Annotated in this window: 13 protein-coding genes; 4 read left to right on the forward strand and 9 right to left on the reverse strand. The window is 53.7% G+C overall.

Annotation, left to right across the window (positions count from 1 at the left end):
* Window positions 1-108: 108 nt before the first annotated feature.
* The 3 genes from clpX to tig all read right to left on the reverse strand — a co-directional run bounded on the left by clpX (window position 109) and on the right by tig (window position 3,692).
* Window positions 109-1,431 carry an ATP-dependent protease ATP-binding subunit ClpX gene (gene clpX, locus IGQ15_RS09080; protein WP_297051025.1) on the reverse strand — a complete coding sequence of 441 codons (1,323 nt, stop codon included), beginning with the start codon at window positions 1,429-1,431 and terminating at the stop codon, window positions 109-111.
* 32 nt (window positions 1,432-1,463) lie between these two features.
* A complete protein-coding gene (gene clpP, locus IGQ15_RS09085; RefSeq protein ID WP_149819305.1) occupies window positions 1,464-2,153 on the reverse strand; it encodes an ATP-dependent Clp endopeptidase proteolytic subunit ClpP in 690 nt (229 codons plus the stop codon).
* Window positions 2,154-2,237: 84 nt separating this feature from the next.
* Window positions 2,238-3,692, reverse strand: coding sequence for a trigger factor (gene tig / locus IGQ15_RS09090; protein WP_297051050.1), 1,455 nt, complete (start codon window positions 3,690-3,692; stop codon window positions 2,238-2,240).
* 264 nt (window positions 3,693-3,956) lie between these two features.
* On the opposite strand from tig, the gene IGQ15_RS09095 reads away from it, so the two are divergent.
* Both IGQ15_RS09095 and gltX read left to right on the forward strand, forming a co-directional pair.
* On the forward strand, window positions 3,957-6,056 hold the full coding sequence (locus tag IGQ15_RS09095; protein ID WP_297051028.1) for a TIGR00300 family protein: 2,100 nt from the start codon (window positions 3,957-3,959) through the stop codon (window positions 6,054-6,056).
* A gap of 58 nt (window positions 6,057-6,114) precedes the next feature.
* Window positions 6,115-7,572, forward strand: a complete 1,458-nt coding sequence (gene gltX / locus IGQ15_RS09100) for a glutamate--tRNA ligase (RefSeq protein WP_297051031.1) — start codon at window positions 6,115-6,117, stop codon at window positions 7,570-7,572.
* Here gltX and IGQ15_RS09105 read toward each other — a convergent pair.
* From IGQ15_RS09105 to IGQ15_RS09115, 3 genes are all read right to left on the reverse strand, one after another.
* Entirely contained in the window at window positions 7,569-8,108 is a 540-nt protein-coding gene (locus IGQ15_RS09105; RefSeq protein WP_297051034.1) for a pentapeptide repeat-containing protein, read from the reverse strand. The genes gltX and IGQ15_RS09105 overlap by 4 nt on opposite strands.
* Before the next feature lie 259 nt (window positions 8,109-8,367).
* A complete protein-coding gene (gene cysK / locus IGQ15_RS09110; protein WP_297051037.1) occupies window positions 8,368-9,333 on the reverse strand; it encodes a cysteine synthase A in 966 nt (321 codons plus the stop codon).
* A gap of 63 nt (window positions 9,334-9,396) precedes the next feature.
* Window positions 9,397-9,831, reverse strand: coding sequence for an Rrf2 family transcriptional regulator (locus tag IGQ15_RS09115; RefSeq protein WP_297051039.1), 435 nt, complete (start codon window positions 9,829-9,831; stop codon window positions 9,397-9,399).
* Window positions 9,832-10,046: 215 nt separating this feature from the next.
* Here IGQ15_RS09115 and tsaD point away from each other — a divergent pair, with 215 nt between their 5' ends.
* On the forward strand, window positions 10,047-11,108 hold the full coding sequence (gene tsaD, locus IGQ15_RS09120) for a tRNA (adenosine(37)-N6)-threonylcarbamoyltransferase complex transferase subunit TsaD (RefSeq protein ID WP_297051041.1): 1,062 nt from the start codon (window positions 10,047-10,049) through the stop codon (window positions 11,106-11,108).
* On the opposite strand, the gene IGQ15_RS09125 is transcribed toward tsaD, so the two are convergent.
* Window positions 11,053-11,907 carry a metal ABC transporter permease gene (locus IGQ15_RS09125; RefSeq protein ID WP_297051042.1) on the reverse strand — a complete coding sequence of 285 codons (855 nt, stop codon included), beginning with the start codon at window positions 11,905-11,907 and terminating at the stop codon, window positions 11,053-11,055. The genes tsaD and IGQ15_RS09125 overlap by 56 nt on opposite strands.
* Window positions 11,908-11,989: 82 nt before the next feature.
* On the opposite strand from IGQ15_RS09125, the gene ispE reads away from it, so the two are divergent.
* Window positions 11,990-12,925, forward strand: coding sequence for a 4-(cytidine 5'-diphospho)-2-C-methyl-D-erythritol kinase (gene ispE / locus IGQ15_RS09130; protein WP_297051044.1), 936 nt, complete (start codon window positions 11,990-11,992; stop codon window positions 12,923-12,925).
* On the opposite strand, the gene IGQ15_RS09135 is transcribed toward ispE, so the two are convergent.
* Both IGQ15_RS09135 and IGQ15_RS09140 read right to left on the reverse strand, forming a co-directional pair.
* A complete protein-coding gene (locus IGQ15_RS09135; RefSeq protein ID WP_297051047.1) occupies window positions 12,922-14,034 on the reverse strand; it encodes an RNA polymerase sigma factor, RpoD/SigA family in 1,113 nt (370 codons plus the stop codon). The genes ispE and IGQ15_RS09135 overlap by 4 nt on opposite strands.
* Window positions 14,035-14,192: 158 nt before the next feature.
* Window positions 14,193-14,420 (reverse strand): hypothetical protein, encoded by a 228-nt coding sequence (locus IGQ15_RS09140; RefSeq protein ID WP_297051049.1) that lies wholly within the window; start codon window positions 14,418-14,420, stop codon window positions 14,193-14,195.
* Window positions 14,421-14,773 lie beyond the last annotated feature (353 nt).

The following is a 14,773-nucleotide window of genomic DNA, read 5'->3' on the forward strand; positions in this document are numbered from 1 at the left end:
CTCTCTTTCAAGAAGGGGAGAAGTCAACCTGAATACCAAATACCTCAAGGTTTTAGAAACTTCTTACACTACTCAAGGTCACATTCTTGATAAACGATCGCCCCGCCCTTAAGCTGAGAGTGTCGGCAGGGAAGAAGGGTGCAGGAGTAGCTCAGCCGTGGAGCGTTTTTCTACCATTTCGGGAGTGATGGTACATTCGCGCAGGTCTTTACGGGAGGGTAGTTCGTACATCACATCCAGCATAATCTCTTCGACAATGGCGCGGAGAGCACGGGCACCGGTTTTACGACGGTAGGCCTCTTGAGCGATCGCCTCCACGGCAGCCGGTTCAAAGCGCAACTCCACACTGTCCATGCGCATGAGCTTTTGGTACTGCTTCAGGAGCGCATTTTGAGGCTGGGTGAGAATTTCTGTCAAGGCAGCCACATCCAGCGGCTCTAGCACGGCAACCACGGGAATACGGCCAATGAACTCTGGAATCATGCCATACTTCACCAGATCGTGGGGTTCCAGTTGCTTGAGAATATCCGCAGAGCGTTTTTCCTTGGGGAGGGGTTCCCCATCGCGGACAAAGCCCATCGCTTTTTTGCCCACCCGCTGCTCAATAGTCTTTTCTAAGCCAACAAAGGCACCACCACAGATGAAGAGGATATTCGTCGTGTCAATTTGAATGCAGTCTTGGTAGGGATGCTTGCGCCCCCCTTGCGGCGGCACATTGGCGATCGTCCCCTCCAGCATCTTCAGTAACGCCTGCTGTACCCCTTCCCCCGAAACATCACGGGTAATTGAGGGATTTTCACTCTTGCGGGCAATCTTATCAATCTCGTCAATATAAATAATCCCCCGTTGTGCTTCCTCCACATCCATATTGGCGGTTTGCAGCAACCGGAGCAGGATATTTTCCACATCTTCCCCCACATAGCCCGCTTCCGTGAGGGTGGTGGCATCGGCAACGGCAAAGGGAACATCGAGGAGCTTCGCCAATGTCTGAGCCAAGAGGGTCTTGCCAGAACCCGTCGGGCCAATAAGGAGAATATTGGACTTTTGCAGTTCGACGTTGTCATCGCCCCGCTGATCACCGTCCAAAAGACTCAGGCGCTTGTAGTGGTTATAGACCGCAACCGAGAGGATTTTCTTGGCTTCGTGCTGGCCGACCACATGCTTATCAAGAAATTCCTTGATTTGGCGAGGCTTGGGCACTTGGCTGAGGGGGCGACTGCGGGGTGCGCTGCGGGGCGACCGCGACGGTGCAGATTCTCGACGGGGAGCCGCCGCATTGGGAACGGTGGTTAATTCCTCGTCGAGGATTTCATTACACAGTTCTACACATTCATCACAAATATAGACCCCAGGGCCCGCGATGAGCTTACGCACCTGTTCCTGTGACTTACCACAAAAGGAGCACTTGAGGTGGGTATCATATTTGGCCATAGGGAACCTCTAGGGTTGCACGTCGGGTGTACTTAGTGGCTAGGGAGGGTCTGCCGCGTCACCACCTGATCAATCAGACCATAGGCCTTGGCCTCTTCAGCGGACATAAAGAAATCCCGCTCCGTATCAGCTTCAATGCGCTCGATGGGTTGCCCCGTGTGCTGTGACAAGAGTTCATTGAGCTTGCGCTTGTGGTAGAGAATTTCCCGCGCTTGGATTTCAATATCCACTGCCTGACCTTGGGCACCTCCGAGGGGCTGGTGAATCATGATCCGCGCATGGGGCAGCGCCATCCGTTTGCCGGGGGTACCACCAGACAGTAAGAAGGCACCCATACTCGCCGCCAAGCCAAAGCAAAGGGTACACACATCCGGGCGAATGTGCTTCATTGTGTCGTAGATGGCCATGCCGGCTGTAACTGAACCACCGGGGGAATTGATGTATAGGTAAATATCTTTTTCCGGATCTTCAGCATCCAGGAATAGCAGCTGTGCCACGATGGAGTCAGCAACCGCATCATCAATGCCCCGGCGATCGCCCGCACCCCCACCAAGGAAGATAATCCGCTCCCGCAGGAGTCGCGAGTAGATATCAAAGGCTCGTTCGCCCCGCCCCGACTGCTCAACCACCATCGGCACAATATTGGCATGGGTAGGCGGCAGGTTGAGCGCTGGAGAGCGCAGAATGGCACTGAGGGGATGGTCGTAACGCGATTGCAGCATAGTTGCCTAGAATGACGGTTCGTTTGTAATTCATTGTAACTAGCGGTTTGTCCCCGTAGGGATCATCACTTTCATTATGCCGAACTATTCTTGGGCTGGGGCAGAACTTGCTGTTTTCCCAGAGTGTTTTTGTGGCTTAGATGGGTTTTCAGCAACAGCCTCCGTCTGGGTATCTTTGGGCGCTTCAGCAGTCGCTGTGGGCTGCGCAGTGGCGGGGTCAGATTTGGTTGGCTGAAATGTATTTTGCCCTAGGAGCCAGTTGAGGACTTGCTCCTGCTGCACTTCATCGTGGGCAAGTTCGCGGAGTCGTTCCAGCTCCTTCGCCGTTTGGTTGCCCAACACCTCTTTGTAGCGGTTCAGCCGTTCCTCAACTGCTTCGGGGCTGGGTTCAATGCTCTCTTGACGAGCGATCGCCCTCAACAATAAACGGGAGTGCACCTCTTTTGCTGCCCCCGGCTCTGCCTCTTGACGCATTTTTTCGTAGAGTTCCTCGGTCATGATCTTGTTGAGATCAACGCCTTGGGACTGAATTTGCATCAGCGTCGTCCGCACCTTCACATCTGCTTCTTTGCGGATCAGTGTTTTTGGCAGTTCAACTGGATTTTGGGCAATGAGGGTATCAATGAGGGCAGCTTCTTTCGCTTTCTTGTCTTGATTTTCAGCTCGCTCCTGATGGTTTTGCTCCAGATAGGCTCGCAATTCTGCCATCGTGCTGAATTCACTGTGCTCAGCGGCAAAGGCATCGTCTAGGGGAGGCAGTTCCGGTGCTTTAATCCCTAAAAGTTCAATCTCAGCGGTCAATTGTTTGGAGGTTTCTGCTTTCCCTTCCTCGACTTCCTCGGAAACAGATACCGTCACTGTTTTCGCTTCACCGACACTCATGCCAACAACAGCAGCAGGAATTTCTTGGAGCAAAAAGGGTTGCTCTTTATCGAGGGACAAGGGCAGTTCATCTGCTGAGAGTTCCTTCACCACCTCCCCACTTTCATCTCTGGTCACCAATTTTAGGGTGACATCATCGCCCCACTGAGCGGGCCGGTCTTCGACGGGAATGAGGGTGGCGTGCTCCCGTTGGTGCCGCTGCAAGAGCTTCTCGACAGTTTCGGGGTTGTAGGTGACGGAATTGTACTCAATGGTTAGCCCTTTATAGGCTGTGACTGTCACTTCTGGTTCGACATCAAACGTGACGCTGAAGGCAAAGTTTTCGCCGGGCTGAAATTGATTCAGTAGCTCTGGAATGCCCCCTTGGAGTTCGAGATTGCCTAGATAGGGGATATTGTTCTTTTCGACGGCGGCTTTGACGGTCTCCTCAATCAGTTTTTCCATGGCAGCATAGCGCAGCCGCTCTTTGCCAATTTGCTGCAAGACAAGCTGCCGAGGGGCTTTGCCCTTGCGAAATCCAGGCACCTGTGTATGGCGAAGGAGATCATTGACCACTTGGTTATACGCCTGTTGAGAGTGTGCCCCCGAAACCTCAATCGTGGCGAGGAGTTGGCTATTGGCACGGGGTTCAGTCGTTATGGAAATGATGTCAGTCACGTCAGTCAAGGTCATTCCCCTTCGCAGATGGCGTCAGTGTAGTGTCAGTTGGCTGTGCACGATCGCACAAATTATAATTTTAGCGCAGATTTCCCCTGCTCTTTGCAAATGGTTTTGCCCTTAGAGGCACAGGGCAAGGGGAGTAATGTCAAGGTTTGATGACAAAAGCAATCATCAGGATCCCCACTGCCTATAGAATAGTAAGGTTGTGATGGGTGCCGTGTAGCCCACACCTACTATTTTCAGAAATTCTAAACAACCCCTATGCGTTCAACCCTGCGATTCCTCATGTGCCCTCCCACCCATTATGAGGTGGACTATGTGATTAATCCTTGGATGGAGGGAAATATCCACAAGTCCTCCCGCGATCGGGCACAGGAGCAGTGGCAAAAACTCTACGAAATTATTCATGCTCGGGCAACGGTTGACTTGATTGAGCCGCAGCCGGGCTGGCCCGATATGGTGTTTACGGCGAATGCGGGCTTGGTGCTGGGCGATCGCGTGGTGCTCAGTCGCTTTTATCACCCAGAACGTCAGGGGGAAGAACCTTATTTCAAAGCGTGGTTTGAATCTCAGGGGTATCAGGTTTTTGAGCTACCGAAGCAACTGCCCTTTGAGGGAGCCGGCGATGCCCTCTTAGATCGTGAGGGTCGCTGGCTGTGGGCGGGGTATGGCTTCCGTTCAGAATTGGATTCCCATGCCTATTTGGCGAAGTGGTTGGATATTGAAGTCCTCTCCCTGCGGCTCATGGATGAACGGTTCTACCACCTTGACACGTGTTTTTGTCCGCTGACGGATGGCTACTTACTTTACTATCCTCCCGCCTTTGATGCCTATTCCAACCGCTTGATTGAACTGCGGGTACCAGCGGATAAACGAATTGCCGTTAAAGAGGCTGATGCGGTTAACTTTGCCTGCAATGCCGTCAATATCGATCGCACCGTGATTCTCAACTGTGCCAGCCAAGAATTGCAGTCCACCCTTTCCCAAGTGGGCTTTGAGGTGGTGGAGACACCCCTGACAGAATTTCTTAAAGCGGGGGGTGCAGCTAAATGCTTGACCTTGCGGGTGACCGAACCCGTGCGCGAAGAACTCCATGCCACGGCGACAATTCCCAGTCGGGTCATTCATCTGGAGGGACACCTCCTCGACTCCGGCCTTATAAACCGTGTCCTAGACACCATTGTGGAAAGTGGCGGCAGTTTCCAAGTCCTGCAATTTAATCTTGGTGAACAACGGCAAAGTCCCTCCCAAGCGGATATTCGGGTCATGGCGCCCGATGCCGAGGTCATGGATGCGATCATGGCACAGTTGATCACCCTCGGTGCGATTTTGCCGCCCTCAGAGGTCTGCGATGCCACCCTTGAAACCGTCACCCAAGCGGGGGTTGCCCCAGATGACTTCTATGTAACAACGATTTACCCCACAGAGGTGCGGGTTGCGGGCGAGTGGGTTCGGGTTCAAAACCAACGCATGGATGGGGCGATTGTGGTGCGCTCAACCCCGGAAGGCACGGTGGCGGAGTGTCGCATTCTGCGGGATTTACAGGTGGGCGATCGCGTGGTCGTGGGCGTTGAAGGCATCCGCACGATTCGCAAAACGGAAAGCCAGCGCAGCACCCAAGAGTTCACCTTCATGGGATCAGGGGTCTCCAGTGAACGCCGCGTCGAACTGGTGGTGGAACAAATTGCTTGGGAACTGCGGCGCATCCGCGATCAGGGGGGCAAAGTGATTGTGGTGGCCGGACCAGTGGTTATCCACACGGGCGGTGGGGAGCATTTAGCCAAGCTGATCCGTGAAGGCTATGTCCAAGGACTCCTCGGCGGCAACGCGATCGCTGTTCACGATATGGAGCAAGCCATCATGGGCACCTCCTTGGGGGTAGATATGCAGCGGGGTGTCCCTGTGCGGGGCGGTCACCGTCACCACCTGAAAGTGATCAATACCATTCGTCGCTGTGGCAGCATCGCCAATGCTGTGGCCCAGGGCATCCTCACCAGTGGCGTGATGTATGAGTGTGTCAAGAATAATGTGCCCTTTGTCCTAGCGGGGTCAATCCGCGATGATGGCCCACTGCCCGATACCCTCATGGATTTAATTGTGGCGCAGCGGGAGTATGCCCGCTTGATTCAGGGCGCAAACATGATTTTGATGCTCTCGTCGATGCTGCACTCCATTGGTGTCGGCAATATGACCCCCGCCGGAGTGAAACTCGTCTGTGTGGATATTAACCCAGCGGTCGTCACCAAACTAGCGGATCGGGGTTCTGTGGAATCCGTGGGTGTGGTCACCGATGTGGGGCTCTTCCTCAGCCTGATGGTGCAGCAGTTGGAGCGGCTGAATCGTCCCTATACCCTTGCCTAGAAGCTTTGTAACCAATGGGGTAGGATCGAAAGGGCAATTTTTGTATTCGAGGTCAGCAGTGACAGTTCGTGTTCGTTTAGCGCCGAGTCCGACAGGAAATCTGCACATTGGGACTGCCCGTACCGCTGTGTTCAACTGGCTTTACGCCCGCCATCGGGGAGGGAAATTTATTCTGCGGATTGAGGATACCGATCGCGAGCGGTCTCGACCCGAATATACCGAGAATATCCTTGAGGGCTTGCAATGGCTGGGGCTGGCGTGGGATGAAGGTCCCTATTTCCAGAGCGATCGCCTTGATCTGTACCGCCAAGCAATTCAAACCCTCTTGGACAAGGGACTCGCCTACTACTGCTACTGCACCCCTGAAGAACTCGATGCCCTACGCTCAGAACAAAAAGCCAAGGGCCTAGCCCCCCGCTACGATAACCGTCACCGCCATTTGACCCCAGAGGAGCAAGCCGCCTTTGATGCTGCAGGACGCATCCCCGTCATTCGCTTCAAAATTGAGGACGATCGCCAGATTGAATGGCAGGATTTAGTGCGCGGTCGAGTGAGTTGGCAGGGGGCTGATCTGGGTGGCGATATGGTGATTGCGCGAGCCGCCCCCCGAGGCGAAATTGGCTATCCCCTCTATAACTTGGTGGTTGTGGTGGATGACATTGCCATGGGCATTACCGATGTCATTCGCGGTGAAGACCACATTGGCAACACCCCCAAACAAATTTTGCTCTACGAAGCCCTTGGCGCCACGCCCCCCAACTTTGCCCATACTCCCTTAATTCTCAACTCAGCGGGACAAAAACTCTCGAAACGAGATGGGGTTACCTCCATTTCTGACTTCCGAGCCATGGGGTACCTAGCCCCCGCCTTGGTCAACTACATGACACTCTTGGGTTGGTCGCCCCCTGAAGGAATAGGGGAACTCTTTACCCTTGATCTAGCGGCGAAGCACTTTAGTTTTGAACGAATTAACAAGGCAGGTGCCCGCTTTGACTGGGATAAGCTCAATTGGCTCAATCGCCAGTACATTCAGCAACTAGAGCCAGAAGAACTTTTGGCGGAACTGATTCCCTTGTGGCAGAGGGCAGGCTATGCCTTTGAGGAGGGGAGCGATCGCCCTTGGTTGCTTGACCTTACCCAACTCCTTCAACCCGGTCTCAACACCCTCAAGGAGGCCATTGATCAAGGGGCGGTTTTCTTTGTACCCAGCGTCACCTTTGATGCTGAAGCAATGGCTCAACTGAGCCAACCCCAGAGTGCAACGATCTTGACCTACCTACTAGAGCATTTACCCTCAGAGCCAACGCTCACGGTTGAGATGGGGCAACACCTGATTCAACAGGCCACCAAAGCCGTAGGCGTGAAAAAGGGGGCAACGATGCGATCGCTGCGCGCTGCCCTTACTGGCGCCGTGCATGGACCTGATTTAATGGCCACATGGCAAATTCTCCACCAACGGGGCTGGGATCAACCGCGACTTGCGGCAGCATTGAAACAGGTGCAAACTGCTTCCTAGGGACCAGGGGGGCGATCAAAGATCGTTTGGCTTAAATTAGCCCCACTCAAATTTGCGCGATCGAGATCTGCCCCCCTCAGGTTTGCAGCGGTCAAATTCACATCAATCATATTTGCTCCCTTCATGACCGCATTCTCCAGATTGGCACCACTAAGATTGGCATTGACAAGGTTGCTGAGGGTGAGGCGTGTTCCCACCAGTTGTGCTCCTGCCAAATTGGCATTGACCAAAATCGCTAGGTAGAGACTCGCACGGCTCAAGTTTGCCCTTTCCAAATTGGCGCCAAAGAGATTCGCACCCGCCAGATAGGCTCCCTCCAAATTGGCACCCGCTAAATTCGCCTTAAACAAATTGGCATCCATTAGGTTCGCGCCCCGCAGATCACAGTTGGGACATTGGCGCGTTTCCAAGAGTTGTCGCACATGGGCAGGATTTTCAGCCTTAGCAACTGCTGGTACAACCAATGGGAGGAGGACTAGAGAAAATGCTCCTGCTGGTAGCTTCACTAAAAAACTGGGTTTTGTTAAGCGTTGCATTACTGTCAGTGATTGTTCTTTTAAGTACCTGTTTGCAATCCCATATTTTAGAAAAGGGCTGTACAGAGCGATTAAGACGAGGGTAAATCAAAGAGTAACAATCTTGGCAGGTGGCGGGTTCGGTCATCATTCGCCTGCCAAAGTCAGGAGGACTGGAGCACAAGGTCTTGCTATCAATCTAGCCTAGGCGATCGCCCCAACCCACAAACCAAGTTTTAGTTTGCACCCAATAACCCCTGACGCTGAACGCCACTTGTGCCTAATGGTGCAGGTAACTGGGTACCAAAGGCAGTGCATCCTGAAAAAGAGGTGTGGTCAAGTAGCGTTCACCAAAGCTCGGCTGCACCATGACAATTAACTTGCCCGCATTTTCGGGTCGTTGGGCCACCTGAATGGCAGCGCAAAGGGCAGCCCCACTGGAAATGCCTGAGAGAAGGCCTTCTTCACGGGCTAGGCGGCGACCAAAATGAATGGCTTGATCGTCAGAGACAGGGATCACTTCATCAATGAGTTCGCGTTTGAGAACGGGGGGCACAAAGCCAGCGCCAATGCCTTGAATTTTGTGGGGGCCTGGTTTACCCCCTGAAAGGACGGGACTATTGCTAGGTTCGACAGCGATCGCCTGAAAGCTGGGCTTCTTGGCTTTGATTACTTCTGCCACCCCCGTAATCGTCCCCCCAGTACCCACTCCCGCCACCAAAATATCCACTTGACCGTCCGTATCTTGCCAAATTTCGAGGGCAGTGGTTTCACGATGAATCTTGGGATTGGCGGGATTTTTGAATTGTTGCAGCATGAAGGCATCTTCAAGGGAGGCGGTAATCTCTTCAGCGCGACGAATGGCACCACTCATTCCCTCCGTGCCGGGGGTCAAATCCAGCTCTGCTCCATAGGCACGCAGCATGGCTCGTCGCTCTGCACTCATTGTTTCTGGCATGGTGAGAATCAGGCGATAGCCTTTGGCCGCCGCCACCATTGCCAAGGCAATCCCGGTATTGCCCGATGTGGGTTCCACCAAAACCGTTTTACCGGGGGTAATGAGACCCGCTGCTTCTGCCTCCTGAATCATACTCAGGCCAATGCGATCCTTAACTGAGGCCGCAGGATTCATGCTCTCTAGCTTGACAACAATTTGTGCAACGCAACCTTCCGCTTGGGGAATGCGGTTCAGGCGTACGAGGGGCGTCCGACCAATGAGGGCAGTAATATCAGGGGCAATGTTCATGGGGTATCAATCTCCAATTCAAGACAAAAACCTGAGGAAAATCAGATGAATGTTAGCTCCAGCCTAGATGTAGTACATGACATCTTGCTGGTAGGCCTGCCGCCGATCGCACAAATCTTGAAGCGTATGCTTTCTCAAAACATCATTGGCCGCTGCACAGGCCTCTAGCCACACTGAACGGATCAGGTTACGCTCCAGATCGCCCTTTTCTGGGGGCTTTTGGGCGAGCTTGGACTCCATCCCCTCAATACAGTTGAGCACGTCCAAAATTGAGATTTGCCAAGGTGCTTTTGCCAGCAAGTAGCCCCCTCGTGCACCCCGCTGACTGCGAATCAGCCCCTTGCGGCGTAGGGTCGCCATCAGTTGCTCCAGATAGCGATCGGGAATGTTGTGCAGGGCAGCAATTTGGCGAATTTGTAGCGGCTCCGCTTGTTCATAGGCCGCCGACATTTCCAAGAGCGCCAAGAGGGCGTACTCACTTTTGGCAGACAGTTCCACAAGACGTTTGGTACACGCACGACATTGAGCAGATTGCCCAACCCATAGTATATCCTACTTCTTGATCGGGATTTAGGAGATTCTTAAGAATCTTCACCGTGGCGCAGGTTGCAACCTCGAGAATTCACAGCATTGCGGAAACGCCCTTCAGCCACTTCACTCGAAAAAGCGGCTAGACTTAAGAGAGGCTCTAGCTTCATGCCGACATCTGCCCGATGGTAAGAATTCTGGCCATTGAAACCAGTTGTGATGAAACGGCTGCTGCCGTAGTGCGCGATCGCGCCATTGAAAGTAATGTGATTGCCTCCCAAGTGCGTGCCCATCAACCCTTTGGCGGTGTCGTACCGGAAGTCGCCTCCCGTGCCCACTTGGAAAATATTAACGGCGTGATCACAGCAGCGATGAGTGAGGCCGGCTGTGATTGGTCTGCTATTGATGCCATTGCTGTCACCTGTGCTCCCGGATTGGTGGGGTCGCTGCTCATTGGGGTCACGGCGGCAAAAACCCTTGCCCTGGTGCAGCAAAAACCCCTCTTGGGAATTCACCACCTTGAAGGCCACCTCTATGCCTCCTACTTAGCGGAACCGACCCTTGAACCACCGTTTCTCTGCCTCTTGGTGTCTGGTGGTCACACGAGTCTTATTGGCGTTTATGGCTGTGGCGAGTACCAACTCTTTGGCCAAACGCGGGATGATGCGGCGGGGGAAGCCTACGATAAGGTGGCACGCCTACTGGGCTTGGGGTATCCAGGGGGGCCAGTGCTCGATCGCTTGGCGCAGCAGGGCAACCCAGAAGCCTTTGATCTACCAGAGGGAAATATCCGCCTTCCCGATGGCAAGGTGCATCCCTACGATTCCAGTTTTAGTGGGCTGAAAACCGCAGTGGCACGACTCGTGGAGGAACTGCGTCAAATCCATGATGAATTGCCGGTGGCTGACCTTGCAGCCAGTTTTCAGAAGGCTGTGGCACAGGCCTTGACCAAGCGGGCGATCGCGGCAGCGGTGGATCATGGCTTCAAAACTCTCGCCATTGGGGGAGGAGTGGCCGCCAATTCTGGACTACGACAACGCCTCACTGCGGCTGCTGAACCCTTGGGGCTTCAGTTGATTTTTCCGCCTCTGCGGCTATGTACCGATAATGCGGCGATGATCGGCTGTGCGGCAGTGGATCATTTCCAGCGGGGCGATCGCTCCCCCTTGGAGCTGACAGCCCGTTCACGCCTCAGCTTGCTGGAGATTTCTGCCCTCTATGCAGCCACGCCCCTCGCAGTGAGTTAATCGCAATCGATCCTAAAAAGAACGCCAGTTGACAGACAACAATACTTGGACCCGACGGCCAATTCATCCCCGCTGACAACAGCATGCCAACAATGGCACTGCCCACCCCCACTAGGGCTGCCAAAACCACGTACTGCGAAAATTGCCGACTCCACAGGCGGGCGCCACAGGCGGGAATCACTACAAAGGCACTAATGAGCAATACCCCCACCGTCTTAATCGAGACGGCAACCACCAAGGCCAATAGGGTGATAAACAACAGCCGCTGCATCCCCACCGCCACCCCCCGCGCCACCGCCAAGGCCTCATTCACCGTGATTAACAATTGCACCCGTAACGTGAGCAGGATGAAAATGCCAACAAGGGCGCAGAGCGTGCCACTCATGAGGAGATCCGCTGGGCGCACCGCCAAAATATCGCCAAACAGTAAATTATTCAGCCCCCCTTGATAGCGATCGCTCATACTCAGCAAAATCACCGCCATCGCCAGCGAGGCCGAATAAATAATATTCAAGAGGGCATCCGCCCACAGCCGCGTATGCTCGAGCAGATACGTCACCCCGAGGGCAAACACTACGGCAAAGGGCAACAACATCACTGAGGGATTCAGACCTAGAATAATTCCTAAGCTAATTCCCAGTAGGGCTGAGTGCCCCAAAGCATCACTAAAAAAAGAAAGTTGCCGCAGGATTGTAAAGCTACCGAGGGCACCCGCCATCCCTCCCGTAAAGATCCCTGCCCACAGTGCCCGCTGCATAAAGGGCAACTGCAACAGTTCAATCATTCGTTCCAAAATCATGGGAACTTCTGCTGAGTGCCTGCCAAAGAGGAATAGAAGAATAATATGCTATTGAACGAGGTAGTTGTAAGGATGGGGCTGCGTGTATCGTCTGCTGGCACCTGCCAAAATTAATCTCTTCTTACAAATTGTTGGCAATTGTTTGGATGGCAGTGGCTACCACGAGCTGGTAATGGTCATGCAGGCAGTTTCCCTCATGGATCGCATTGAACTCATCCCTCGGCGCGATCGCCAAATTAAAGTCCATTGCACCAACCCTGCTGTCCCCTGCGATCAACGAAATCTCGCCTACAAAGCAGCGGCCTTACTCCAGCAGCATTTTCCCGATCGCGATGGCGTTGCAATTTTCATCGAAAAACGGATTCCTATGGGGGCGGGCTTGGCCGGGGGATCCACCAATGGGGCAGCGGTACTCGTGGGCTTAGATCTCCTGTGGCAGTTGGGTCTGACGCAAGAGGAATTGCAAACCTTTGCAGCGCAATTGGGGACTGATGTGCCCTTCTGTCTGCAAGGGGGTACCGCCTTAGCCCTAGGGCGCGGTGAACAGTTGACACCCCTAGCGGATTTACAGGGATTAACGATAATCTTAGGGAAGTATCGCTCCCTCAGTGTGGCCACCCCTTGGGCCTATCAAACCTATCAGCAAGAATTCGCCGCCACCTATGCCCAAACCCCCAGCGAGCAGGAAAAAGCCCGCCAAGAGGGGGGATCCGCGACCCTGTTACAGGCCATTCAGCAGCGTGACATCGCCCAATTGGCCGCCAGCCTCCGTAATGATTTAGAGAAGGTGGTGTTGCCCCGCTACCCCTTGGTGGCAGAGTTAAAGGAGCAATTCCTCGCCGCTGGGGCGATCGCCAGCATGATGTCAGGATCCGGGCCAACAGTTTTTGCCCTAGCGCCCTCTGCCGATGAAAGTTACCGCATCATGCAACAGGTACGGCGCGCCCTACCAGATCCCGACCTTGATCTATGGGTATGTGAGTGCTGTCCCCACGGCATTCAGTTAGAGACGCCCTAGGCAAACTCCTCGAGATAATCTTGAATTTCCCGCCGCAGTTGGGGCTGCCGCAACTTTTGCAGGGCACGGTGCTCAATTTGGCGAATCCGCTCCCGACTCAGTCCCAGCAGTGCCGCAATTTCGGCCATCTCAAGGGCAGGCTGCTCCCCTAGGCCATAGCGCAGTTCCATCACTTGCCGCTCACGGGGGGATAGCGCACTGAGGAGTTGCTTCAAAGTGGTACGCAGGGACTCGCGCATGATCACTTCATTGGGGGTGGGGGCGGTGGATTCAATTAGCTCCTGCAATTCTGTTTCTTGGTCGGAGCCAACCCGCTGTTCTAAGGCCACGGACTTGGGAACGGCCATTAGCACTTCCCGCACCTGTGACACCTCCAGATTCAGTTCTTGGGCAATGTCCGCCAGACTGGGCATCACCCCCTGTTGAGCCGCAAGACGCCGTTGGGCACGCTTAATTTTATTGAGTTTTTCCGCCATGTGAATGGGTAAGCGGATTGTACGGCTTTGGCTAGCAACGGCACGGGTAACACTTTGGCGAATCCACCAATAGGCATAGGTGCTAAAGCGAAATCCCTTGGTCGGATCGAATTTTTCAACAGCACGTTCTAGGCCCAAGCTCCCTTCTTGGATCAGATCTAAAAATTCCACGCCGCGATGTTGATACTTTTTGGCGATATTCACCACCAAGCGCAGGTTGGCTTGCAGCAGTTGGTTTTTTGCCCGCTGTCCTTGCCGCTCAATGTGCTGAAGTTCACTGAGCGTAATATTCGCCGCCTTTGCCCAAGCTTGACGACCCCCCTGCACACAGGTTTGCAATTCAGCCACACTCATCTTGAGTCGCGCAGCCCATTGGGCACGGGTAAGAGGACGCCCCAACTGCCGCTGCTGGCGATCGCGCTCCGTAACAGCCGCCACATAGCGCTTGATCTGAGGATCATCGGACTGATCTCGCACTGCGAGCAGGGCTTGGTACTGCTGCACCTGTTGGGCAAAACGCAGTTCTTGGCTGGGGGTGAGCAAGGGCACACGGCCAATTTCCTGCAAATACTGCCGCACCAAATCCGTTGTCAATGGACGGTCGGACACGGGTTGAATAGAGGTAGCCACCATAGGACAACTCAACTGACAACATCGAGAATTCAGCTCGATAGTGGTATTCTCTGCTCTTGGCGAGGGGGGCGGCAGTGATGGAGCTGGTGCTCAGGTTGTGACATGAATCAACGATTTTGCTCAGCGTGTTGAAGCCCTGTTATAAAGGCTGGCATGGTCTATAGATTTTCAAACCAGCCCACATCAACCTCAACCAGTTCAACGGTTTTTACTTTGATACCCAGTTCTAAATCCTTGAGCCGCTGAATCAGTTGCTCACCATCCCTCGTCGCTTCTTTAACGGCATCACGGGTAAATGTTTCTAAAGCACATGGAAACTCAGCAGACCCTATGATTTGAGCAATACCCACCCCATCAATGCCACCATCGCCTGTTTTGCCTGTCACATGAACTGGGATGAATCCTGATTCCCCTAGAAGCCGATGGATCAAGGTTGATGAGAATTTGGTAAGGCTGCTAATACCAAGAGGTCTCTTCCAACTTTTCTTCTGAGATCGATGGTAAGGGGGAAGCTTTTAGCTAAGAGTTGCTTCGTTTGTCCTTATTAGCCTCTCGGAAAAATTTGACGATTTCTTGTGCATCTAATTCTTGAAGATTCAGATGGGTCGTTGAGAGTGACCAAACCCCCCGCGATGAATTCTGCAAAAGCCCCTATTTTGTCAAGGAGGTGCGAGACTTGCTCATATCTTGACTTCTCCCCTTCTTGAAAGAGAGGGGATTCCCAAAGGATGCTACGCAA

It is taken from the genome of Thermosynechococcus sp. M98_K2018_005 (genome assembly GCF_015295825.1).
Lineage (GTDB): Bacteria > Cyanobacteriota > Cyanobacteriia > Thermosynechococcales > Thermosynechococcaceae > Thermosynechococcus.

Excerpts from the sequence above, each read along its gene's own strand:
- IGQ15_RS09095 (WP_297051028.1), top strand. The coding sequence starts at position 3,957 with ATGCGTTCAACCCTGCGATTCCTCATGTGCCCTCCCACCCATTATGAG.
- clpP (WP_149819305.1), bottom strand. The coding sequence starts at position 2,153 with ATGCTGCAATCGCGTTACGACCATCCCCTCAGTGCCATTCTGCGCTCT.
- IGQ15_RS09135 (WP_297051047.1), bottom strand. The coding sequence starts at position 14,034 with ATGGTGGCTACCTCTATTCAACCCGTGTCCGACCGTCCATTGACAACG.
- IGQ15_RS09105 (WP_297051034.1), bottom strand. The coding sequence starts at position 8,108 with ATGCAACGCTTAACAAAACCCAGTTTTTTAGTGAAGCTACCAGCAGGA.
- cysK (WP_297051037.1), bottom strand. The coding sequence starts at position 9,333 with ATGAACATTGCCCCTGATATTACTGCCCTCATTGGTCGGACGCCCCTC.
- tsaD (WP_297051041.1), top strand. The coding sequence starts at position 10,047 with ATGGTAAGAATTCTGGCCATTGAAACCAGTTGTGATGAAACGGCTGCT.
- IGQ15_RS09125 (WP_297051042.1), bottom strand. The coding sequence starts at position 11,907 with ATGATTTTGGAACGAATGATTGAACTGTTGCAGTTGCCCTTTATGCAG.
- clpX (WP_297051025.1), bottom strand. The coding sequence starts at position 1,431 with ATGGCCAAATATGATACCCACCTCAAGTGCTCCTTTTGTGGTAAGTCA.